The 9,476-nt window shown below is 68.3% G+C and carries 10 protein-coding genes and 1 pseudogene; 3 read left to right on the forward strand and 8 right to left on the reverse strand.

What is annotated here, in order from left to right; genetic code table 11:
- Positions 1 to 151 precede the first annotated feature (151 nt).
- Positions 152 to 355 (forward strand): hypothetical protein, encoded by a 204-nt coding sequence (locus ON39_RS09170; protein WP_040732924.1) that lies wholly within the window; start codon positions 152 to 154, stop codon positions 353 to 355.
- 47 nt (positions 356 to 402) lie between these two features.
- Here the strand turns inward: ON39_RS09170 and ON39_RS09175 are convergent, their stop codons facing one another.
- The 3 genes from ON39_RS09175 to ON39_RS09185 all read right to left on the reverse strand — a co-directional run bounded on the left by ON39_RS09175 (position 403) and on the right by ON39_RS09185 (position 2,101).
- Positions 403 to 1,161: an anti-sigma factor gene (locus tag ON39_RS09175; protein ID WP_040732925.1), complete on the reverse strand. Its 759-nt coding sequence runs from the start codon at positions 1,159 to 1,161 to the stop codon at positions 403 to 405.
- Complete coding sequence (locus ON39_RS51390) at positions 1,158 to 1,412, reverse strand: sigma-70 family RNA polymerase sigma factor (RefSeq protein ID WP_169335870.1); 255 nt, start codon at positions 1,410 to 1,412, stop codon at positions 1,158 to 1,160. Before ON39_RS51390 ends, ON39_RS09175 begins: the two co-directional genes overlap by 4 nt.
- A gap of 275 nt (positions 1,413 to 1,687) precedes the next feature.
- On the reverse strand, positions 1,688 to 2,101 hold the full coding sequence (locus ON39_RS09185; RefSeq protein ID WP_083894336.1) for a VOC family protein: 414 nt from the start codon (positions 2,099 to 2,101) through the stop codon (positions 1,688 to 1,690).
- Between the two features lie 97 nt (positions 2,102 to 2,198).
- Between ON39_RS09185 and ON39_RS09190 the strand changes: the two genes are divergently transcribed.
- Both ON39_RS09190 and ON39_RS51395 read left to right on the forward strand, forming a co-directional pair.
- Positions 2,199 to 3,143: a helix-turn-helix transcriptional regulator gene (locus ON39_RS09190; protein ID WP_040732927.1), complete on the forward strand. Its 945-nt coding sequence runs from the start codon at positions 2,199 to 2,201 to the stop codon at positions 3,141 to 3,143.
- 49 nt (positions 3,144 to 3,192) lie between these two features.
- Positions 3,193 to 3,815, forward strand: a pseudogene (locus ON39_RS51395) (TetR/AcrR family transcriptional regulator).
- 112 nt (positions 3,816 to 3,927) lie between these two features.
- On the opposite strand, the gene ON39_RS09200 reads toward ON39_RS51395, so the two are convergent.
- The 5 genes from ON39_RS09200 to ON39_RS09220 form a co-directional block, all read right to left on the reverse strand.
- On the reverse strand, positions 3,928 to 4,683 hold the full coding sequence (locus tag ON39_RS09200) for a sirohydrochlorin chelatase (protein WP_255219245.1): 756 nt from the start codon (positions 4,681 to 4,683) through the stop codon (positions 3,928 to 3,930).
- 305 nt (positions 4,684 to 4,988) lie between these two features.
- Entirely contained in the window at positions 4,989 to 6,284 is a 1,296-nt protein-coding gene (locus tag ON39_RS09205; protein WP_040732929.1) for a sulfate adenylyltransferase subunit 1, read from the reverse strand.
- On the reverse strand, positions 6,284 to 7,246 hold the full coding sequence (gene cysD, locus ON39_RS09210; protein ID WP_040732931.1) for a sulfate adenylyltransferase subunit CysD: 963 nt from the start codon (positions 7,244 to 7,246) through the stop codon (positions 6,284 to 6,286). The genes ON39_RS09205 and cysD overlap by 1 nt, the downstream gene beginning before the upstream one ends.
- 71 nt (positions 7,247 to 7,317) lie before the next feature.
- Positions 7,318 to 8,037, reverse strand: coding sequence for a phosphoadenylyl-sulfate reductase (locus ON39_RS09215; RefSeq protein ID WP_040732932.1), 720 nt, complete (start codon positions 8,035 to 8,037; stop codon positions 7,318 to 7,320).
- A gap of 49 nt (positions 8,038 to 8,086) precedes the next feature.
- Positions 8,087 to 9,476 (reverse strand): nitrite/sulfite reductase (locus tag ON39_RS09220; protein ID WP_040732935.1); only part of this gene is annotated, 1,390 nt, incomplete at its 5' end.

The following is a 9,476-nucleotide window of genomic DNA, read 5'->3' on the forward strand; positions in this document are numbered from 1 at the left end:
GGCCTCGGTTCACGATCAAGGTGGGCTTCGGTTCGCGCCCGCGGTGGTCTTGTCCTGCGACCGAGCTGGCCCGGCTTGCGAGCGAGGTGGCCCGGCCCGTGACTGAGCTGGCCCGGTTCGCGACCACGATGGTCCGGTTTCGCGAGCGAGGTTGTCCGAGACGGCCCGGCTCGCGATCGAGCTGGCCCGGCTCGCGATCGAGCTGGCCCGGCTCGCGATCGAGCTGGCCCGGCTCGCGATCGAGCTGGCCCGGCCCGTGACCGAGCTGGCCCGGCCCGTGACCGAGGTGACCCGGTTCGCGACCACGATGGTCCGGTTTCGCGACCACGATGGTCCCGGCCCGCGACCACGATGACCCCGGCCAGTGACCACGGCGATGTGTGCGCGGTTCGGACAAACGGGTCAGCTCAACGGGATTCGCGCCACCATGGGTGTCGTTGGCTGGTCCGATCCGCGGCTGGGCTCGGCTGTGATCGCTAGCAGTACGGTGTCGCCGGGGAGGTTGGTGGACAATTCGGCGCGGCCGCCGGAGACGTGCATCATTCCGGCCGATCGTGGCGTGCCGTCGGCGGGGAGGCTCCACAGTTGGTAGCCGTGGTCTTCGTCGGGGGTCGGCAGGCCGTTGGCCATGACGACTGTCTTGCCGATGCTGGCTGACGAAACCGCCTCGGCCACACCGTCGCCGGCCATCACCACGCCGTCCCGAGTGATGGCGTCGCGCGCGGCGCGCACCTGGTCCGCCTCGCCGTTGTGCTCGCCGCCGACCAAGGTCAACCCCGCGAGCAGTGCGGCCGCTGTGGCCGCGACGCCGGCCGCCGTCCACCAGGTCCAGCGGCGGCTATGCGCGGGAGAGTCATTGTCCGGCAGGCCTTTCAGCGCGGGCATGATGTCGGTGCGGCCGAGCGTGTTCAGCGCCGGCATCAGTTGGGTAACGCCGAGCGCGTCTTCGGCAGCACGCTTGTGGAGGTCGGCGCGCACTCCCTCCTTCATGCCGTCGGCGGGCACCGCGCCGGCCGAGCGTCCGGGTGCCTCGCTCATCTCCGCGACCTCGCTGCGGCACCCCGCGCAGTCGGTCAGGTGCCGCTCGAAATCGGCGCGCTCATCGACGGGCAGTGCGTCCAAAACGTAAGCGCCGGTGCGGTTGTGCGGTTCGGATGTCACGAGAGCTCTCCCCAATTTTCGCGCGGACGGACCAATCCCTCGCGCCGCTGCGTCTTGATCGTGTGGTCTGGCTCGGCGACTTCGCGATAGGTGCGGCCGCCGTAGTAGGCGAGGACGATCGAGCGGCGCTGTAGGTCGTTCAGGGCCTGCCGGGCTCTGCCGTCCTCGCATCCGGCACTCCGCGGCAATAGCTCCGGAGTGGCCGGGGGACCGGTGACGATATCGGGTAGCACTGAAGCGCGGCTGACCATAGGAGTTCCTTCCAAACCCGACCAAGCCGGAGTCCGTGCGCGAGCGCGACGGTGAATGTGCGCCAGATCATATGCCGCCCCGAAATCCGGCGCGATATCGATACCCACCTGAGGCTCGAATTCGGACGAATCCCCGCGTCGCGGTTCTGATTTCAATCCTGAGGGCGCCTGCCCCCGCGATCAGGTGCCGGTACCCGGCCGCTGCGGACACTTTCGGCACGACGCGCCCGGTTTCGATCGATGCCGGCTCGAAAGTGTCCACGCAGAACGGTCCCTTACGCCGGTCCAGTCTTAGCCAGCACCTCGAGGTAGTGCGGATTCGACATGATGCCGAGGACATTGCCGAACGGGTCGACCACGGCGGCGGTGACGAATCCACTGTTCTCGCCGCCGCGTTCGGTGATCGGCTCGTACTCCTTCGCGCCGAGTTCGAGCAGACGGTCGAACGTGGCCTGGAGGTCGTCGACGTGCCAGTTGAGGATGGCGCCGCCGGGGGCGTTGCGGGCGCCCGCGGGAGCGTAGGCGCGGTTCACGATGCCGAATTCGGCCTGGTAGTCGCCGATGCGGAACTCGTAATAGCCGCCGGGGACGTGGAAGTACGGCTCGAGCCCGAAGAACTCGCTGTACCAGTCCTTAGCGGCCTCCAGGTCGTCAGTGTAGAACGTGCTCGTCGCCATGCCTCGCAGCATTTCGGTCTCCTTCATCGGTGTGTTTCTTGCTGGTAGAAACCATGATCCGCGTGAAAGTGCGCACCGAATGAGCACTTTTCCGGGCAGAATTGTGCGCATGCGAGCGGACAGACTGGTGGCGATCCTGTTGATGATGCAGACGCGCGGGCGGGTGACCGCCGCCGAGGTCGCGAAGGAACTCGAGACGTCTGTCGCGACCGCGCGCCGCGATCTGGAGGCGTTGTCGACGGCGGGCGTCCCGGTGTATCCGCAGCCGGGCCGGGGCGGCGGCTGGTCGCTGATCGGCGGCGCGCGAACCGATCTCACCGGATTGACCGCGGGTGAGGCGCGGGCGCTGTTCCTGCTGGCGGGTCCGTCGGCCAACGCGGTGCCCGGGGTGAAATCGGCTCTGCGCAAACTGGTTCGGGCCCTGCCCCAGCCGTTTCGCGGGGAGGCCGCCGCGGCGTCCGACGCGGTGGTCATCGACCCGGCCCGGTGGGGCGAGACGGATCGGGAACTGCCGCCGGTGGTCTCGCTGCTACAGCGAGCGGTCGTGCAGCGCAACAAGGTTCGGCTGCGATACGCGAAGAAGAACGGTGAGCGCACCGAGCGAATGGTCGACCCGTGGGGCCTGATCGACAAGGACGCGATCTGGTATCTCATCGCCGGAACCGAACACGGCCAACGCACCTTCCGCGTCGATCGGATCACCGAGGCGGTCACGACCGACGAAACCGCCGACCGCCCAGCCGATTTCGACCTCGCCGCCGCCTGGAACGAGGTCGTGGACGAGCTGGAACAGCGCCGCGCTGCCACGGCCGCCACCGTTCTCATCTCCGAGCGCCTCCTGCCGGTCCTGCGTAATCAGCAGGGGAGACATTGCGTGGTCGACGGACCCGCCGCCGACGGTCGCGTGCAGGTCCAGGTCACGGCGCCGACCGCGTGGATGCTCGCTCAGCAACTGGCGGGTTGGGGTGCGTCGATCGAGGTCGTGGGTCCGCAGGAGGTCCGAAGTGAGCTGGCCCGGATCGGCACCGAGCTGCTGGATCGCTACGCACATTGAAGTACGACCGTACGTTCGCATTAACGCGTTTCCATGGAAGAATGAAGTCATGTCCGAGTCCACGACCGCCGCCGAGCGGCAGCAAGGCACCGACCAGCGGCTGGCGAAGGGCGCGCGCTCGCGGGCCTCGATCGCCCGGCACGCCGCGGAGGTGGCGTCGGTCGAGGGCTTGACCGGGGTGAGCATAGGCAGGCTCGCCACCGACCTCGGCCTCAGCAAGAGCGGCATCGCGACCCTGTTCGGCAACAAGGAGAGCCTGCAGCTGGCCGCGGTCAAGGCGGCGCGCGACGTGTTCCTGGATCGGGTCGTCACGCCGAGCCTGGACGAGACGAGCGGCATCACTCGCCTGCGCGCCCTCGTCGAACGCTGGTTCGCCCAGGTCGCCGAGCCCGCGTTCCCCGGTGGCTGCTTCCGGGTGGCCACCCTCGCCGAGTTCGACAGCCGTCCCGGCCCCGTTCGCGACGCCATCTCGGCGGACCGCCGCGATTTCCTCACCTTCCTGTCCAACGAGATTCGCGTTGCTCAGGAGCAAGGTCACCTCGGTGAGCGCAACGCCGACGCGGTCGCCTTCGAACTCGACGCCGTCATCGCCGCCGCCCATAATGCCCAGCAGATGGGGGATGAGTGGGGGTGGCGACGGCTCGCGCCATCGTCGATGATCTGCTCAGTTGAGGTCTGCCGAGAACCGGCTGGGCGGAGGTTACCCGGCCTCAGTCGACATTCTCGGGCCGCCGCGCCCATTTTCGGCCGGAATCGGCTCGAAAGTGTCCGCGTAGACCGGCATTCAGGCAGACATCGTCAAGGTATTCGCAACCGCCGCGTCATATCGATCCCAGACGATCTCGGCGAGGGCCGGGTGTGGACCGATGACGCTGGCGTGGACGACATCCGGCGCGGCCGTGATGAGACGGTCGGTGAGTAGACCGGGAGCGAGGAACCACGGCGCGACCAGGATCTCGTCGGCCCCTCGGGCGCGCAGACGGGAAATCGCCTGCGGGAGCGACGGTTCGGTGGTGGCGTAGCAGATCTCGGTGCGGTGACCGGTGAGTGCGGCGAGTCGGCGAGCAACGCCGGCCGTGCGCACATTGGCGGCGGGGGAGGAGGACCCCACCGCGGCGACGGCGATACCTAGACGCTTGTCGCCCGAATACCGCACCCCGCCGACCGCTTCCGTCACGCGATCCCACACCGCATCGATCAACCGACCATCGGGCCCGAGCACCTCCGCCTGCGTCAACCGCAACTGCGGATGCCTGGCCTGCGCCGCCGCCAGCATCCCCGGCAGATCCACCCGCGCGTGAAACGCACTTCCGAGCAGCAGCGGCACCACCACGGCATGGCTATGCCCTTGCCGCGCAACAGCATCCACGACTTGTTCAACCGAGGGCGCATTCAGATCGAGAAACGCCAGCCGCACATCCACCCCCGGCCGCGCCGCCGCGATATCCGCGACCACCGCCGCCACCGTCGCGGCAGACCGCGGATCCCGGCTCCCATGCGCCACCGCGATCAACGCCGGCCCACCGCAACTCCGCGCGATCGCCACCGAACCCACCTCGCTCAACGCAGTCACCTGACGAGCCCGCGAGCCGAGCACTACGCCATCGAGGGACGGAGTCGCGACACCAGCACCGTCCCGCGCCGACACAGCCTCGGACGCTGCACAACGCGTCTCCGTGGCTTGGCCCCGATTGGCGTGACGGGTCCGTGTCGGGACGGTTTCGGGCGAACCGGTGGCCCCGCGCCGCACGTCTACCCGCTTCTTCGCATCGAGACGAACGCTCGCGTCCGGCACCACCTCCGCGGCGACCGGCCGCGAGTTCGCGGTGCCGGACGGGTTCATCTTCAGACCCCCGTGCCGACTTCGACGGTCGACAGGACGTCGCCGACGAGGCCGGCGGCGAGGGTGTTGCCACCGGCGGGGTCGATGAGAAGAAAGCTGCCGGTGTGGCGGTTGACTCGGTAGTCGTCGACCGCGAGGGCGTCGGCTACGCGCAGGGAGACGCGTCCGATGTCGTTGAGGGACAGGGTGTCCGGGTTGGGGTCGGCGGTGAGCCGCTGCTCGTCGAAGCGCTCGAGCAGGGCGCCGACGATGGCCTGGGTGGTGCGGGTGCCGTGCTTGAGCAGCAGGCGGGCGCCGGGGTGCAGCGGCTTGTCGCCGAGCCAGCAGACGGTGGCGTCGAAGGTGCCGATGGGCTCGGGCGCGTCGGCGACCGAGGCGATGGTGTCACCGCGCGAGATGTCGACGTCGTCGGCCAGCACCAGCGTCACGCTGCGGCCGGTCTGTGCCACCGCGAGCTCGCCGTCGGGCGTGTCGATCCGCTCGACCGTGGTGCGGATCCCGGAGGGCAGCACGACCACCTCGTCGCCGGGTGCGACCGAGCCTGCGGCGATCTGCCCCGCGTAACCCCGGTAGTCGGGGTATTCGGCGGTGCGCGGGCGGATCACGTACTGCACCGGAAAACGAAGTCCCAGTGTGTGATTCCCGGTGCTGTCGGCGTCGACCGGCACCGACTCCAGGTGCTCGATCAGCGACGGCCCGCTGTAGTACGGGGTGTTGTCCGAGCGGGTGGCGATATTGTCGCCGTGCAGCGCGGAGACCGGGATCTCGAGCACGTCGTCGTCGGACCAGCCGAGCCCGCGGGTGAGCCCGTTGAACTCGGCGGAGATCTCCGCGAACACCGACGCCGCGTCGTCGACCAGGTCGATCTTGTTCACCGCCAGCACCAGCTTCGGCACCCCGAGCAGCGCGAGCACGGCCGCGTGCCGTCGAGTCTGCTCGATGACGCCCTTGCGCGCGTCGACCAGCAGAATCACCAGCTGCGCGGTCGACGCGCCGGACACGGTGTTGCGCGTGTACTGCACGTGCCCCGGCGTATCGGCGAGCACGAAGGACCGCCGCGGCGTCGCGAAGTAGCGGTAGGCGACGTCGATGGTGATGCCCTGCTCGCGCTCGGCCCGCAGCCCGTCGACGAGCAGCGAAAGATCCGGCGTGGCAAGACCTTTGTCCACCGACGCGCGCGTGACGGCGTCGATCTGGTCGGCCAGTACGGATTTCGTGTCGTACAGCAGACGCCCGACCAGAGTGGACTTACCGTCGTCGACAGAACCGGCGGTAGCCAGCCTCAGTAGATCGGACATCAGAAATAACCCTCTCGCTTACGGTCTTCCATCGCGGCCTCCGACACCCGGTCGTCACCGCGGGTGGCGCCGCGTTCGGTCAATCGGGACGCGGCGACCTCGGCGAGGATCGCCTCGTTGTCGGCCGCGTCGGAAAGCACCGCGCCGGTGGACGATCCGTCGCCGACGGTCCGGTAGCGCACCGAAAGCGTCTGCAGCGTCTCGCCTTCGCGCGGCCCGCCCCACACACCAGGCGTCATCCACATGCCGTCGCGCTGGTAGACGGGGCGCTGATGCGCGTAGTAGATGCTCGCCAGGTCGATGTCCTCGCGGGCGATGTAGCGCCAGATGTCCAGCTCGGTCCAGTTGCTCAGCGGGAACACCCGCACGTGCTCGCCGGGCGCGTGCCTGCCGTTGTACAGGTTCCACAGTTCGGGCCGCTGCCGCTTCGGATCCCACTGCCCGAAGCCGTTGCGCAGCGAGAAGATTCGCTCCTTGGCGCGCGAGCGCTCCTCGTCGCGGCGGCCGCCGCCGAACACCGCGTCGAAGCGGTTCTCGCTGATGGCGTCCAGCAGCGGAACGGTCTGCAGCGGGTTGCGGATGCCGTCGGGGCGCTCGGTGAGCCTGCCGTCGGCGAGGTAGTCCTCGACCTTGGCCACGTGCAACCGCAGCCCGTACCGCTCGACGACCTTGTCCCGGAAATCCAGCACCTCGGGCAGGTTGTGCCCGGTGTCCACGTGCAGCAGCGCGAACGGCAGCGGCGCGGGCCAGAAGGCCTTGAGCGCCAGGTGCAGCAGGACGGTGGAGTCCTTGCCGCCGGAGAACAGGATCACCGGCCGCTCGAACTCGCCCGCCACCTCGCGGAAGATATGGATCGACTCCGACTCCAGCGCGGCCAGGGTGTCGAAATCGCTGATGCCGAAGGCGCGTTCGGTGGTGTTCGAGGACTCGCCGACTAATTCGTTCACAAAAGTCTCCGTCATGCTGTTTCCAATCTGCCTGTCCGAGAGCTCTACGCGCTGACGCAGGCTGCCTCCTCCGGGCGGTATTTCGGTCAGGCGGTGTGCAACCCGCATTCGGTCTTGGCGAGCCCCGCCCAACGCCCGCTTCGCGGATCGGATCCCGGCTCGGGCTTGCGCGTGCACGGCGCGCAGCCGATCGACGGATACCCTTCCTCCACAAGGGGATTGACGAGAATTCCGTGCTGCTCGATGTAGTCCTGCATCTCGTCGTCGGACCACGCGGCGATCGGGTTGATCTTCACCAGCCCGAACGCCTCGTCGAACGAGATGAGCGGCGCGTTGGCCCTGGTCGGCGCCTCGACCCGGCGGATGCCGGTGACCCACGCGTTGTACCCGGCCAGCGACTTCTTCAGCGGAACGACCTTGCGCAGCCGGCAGCACTCACCGGCGTCCCGCGCGAACAAGTCCTTGCCGAGCAACCGATCCTGTTCAGCGACAGTGTGTTCCGGCTGAACATTGACCACGTTCACCCCGTACACCGCCTCGACCGCGTCCCTGGTGCCGATGGTCTCCGCGAAGTGATAGCCGGTGTCGAGGAACAGCACGTCCACCCCGGGCCGGACCTGCGCGGCCAGGTGCACCAGCACGCCGTCCTGCATGTTCGAGGCGACGATGTAGCCGGAGCCGAAGTTCTCCTCGGTCCACCGCAGCAGGTCGAGCGCCGAGGCGTCGGTCCCGAGGTCGGCGGCGCCCTTCTCGGCGATGGCCCTGAGCTCGTCCTCGGCCAGCTTCGTCACCAATTCGGTTGTCACAGTTGATCTCCCATCACCTTCGGGGACGGCAGCCGGCAGCGCCGGCGGCTCATTTCAAATCGGCCTCGTCGGCGCGAACGGCCCACTGCGCGAACCGTTCGCCCTCCTCGCGATGCTTGATGAAGTTGCGCACCACCCGCTCGATGTAGTCACCGAGCTCGTCGCTGGTCACCTTGTGCTGACGCAGCTTGCGCCCGAAGGCGCTGTCGAAGCCGAGGCTGCCACCTAGGTGAACCTGGAAGCCCTCCACGTGATTCCCGCTGCCGTCGTCGATCAGCTGGCCCTTGAACCCGATGTCGGCGACCTGCGAACGCGCGCACGAGTTCGGGCAGCCGTTGATGTTGATGGTGACCGGAACGTCCAGCTGCGCATTGAGATCCGCGAGCCGCTCCTCGAGTTCGGGCACCAGCGCCTGGGACCGCTTGCGCGTCTCGGCGAAGGAGAGCTTGCAGAACTCGATTCCCGAGCAGGCCATCAGGTTTCGCCGCCACAGCGACGGACGGGCTTGCAGGCCAAGGGGTGCCAGCTCGTCGATCAGCGCGTCGACCTTGTCGTCGGCGACGTCGAGCACGATCAGCTTCTGATACGGCGTGAACCGGATGCGGTCCGAGCCGATCCGCTCGACCGCGTCGGCGACCTTGGTCAGGATGGTGCCCGACACCCGGCCCGCGATGGGGGAGAACCCGACCGCGTTGAGCCCGTTCTTCAGCTTCTGCACGCCGACGTGGTCGATCGGCTTGGTCGGCTGCTCCGGCGCGGGACCGTCGATCAGCTTGCGCTTCAGGTACTTCTCCTCGAGCACCTCGCGGAACTTCTCGATGCCCCAGTCCTTGACGAGGAACTTCAGCCGGGCCTTGGTGCGCAGGCGGCGGTAGCCGTAGTCGCGGTAGAGCGACACCACGGCCTCCCACACGTCGGGCACCTCGTCGAGGGGCACCCACGCGCCGACCCGCTGCGCGAGCATCGGATTGGTCGACAACCCGCCGCCGACCCAGAGGTCCAGGCCGGGTCCGTGCTCGGGATGGTTCACTCCGACGAACGCGACGTCGTTGATCTCGTGCACCACGTCCTGCTGGCCCGAGATCGCGGTCTTGAACTTGCGCGGCAGGTTGGAGTACTCCTTCTTGCCGATGTAGCGGCGCACGATCTCCTCGATCGCGGGCGTGGGGTCGATGACCTCGTTCAGCGACTCGCCCGCCAGCGGCGAGCCGAGCACGACGCGCGGGCAGTCGCCGCAGGCCTCGGTGGTCTTGAGCCCGACCGCCTCGATCCGCTTCCAGATCTCGGGGACGTTCTCCACCTCGATCCAGTGGTACTGCACGTTCTCCCGGTCGGACAGGTCCGCGGTGTCGCGCCCGAACTCGGTGGAGATCTGGCCGAGGGTGCGCAGCTGCTCGGCGGTCAGCGCGCCGCCGTCGCAACGGATGCGCATCATGAAG

The sequence above is a fragment of the Nocardia tenerifensis NBRC 101015 genome (assembly GCF_000308715.1).
GTDB classification, from domain to species: Bacteria; Actinomycetota; Actinomycetes; order Mycobacteriales; family Mycobacteriaceae; genus Nocardia; species Nocardia tenerifensis.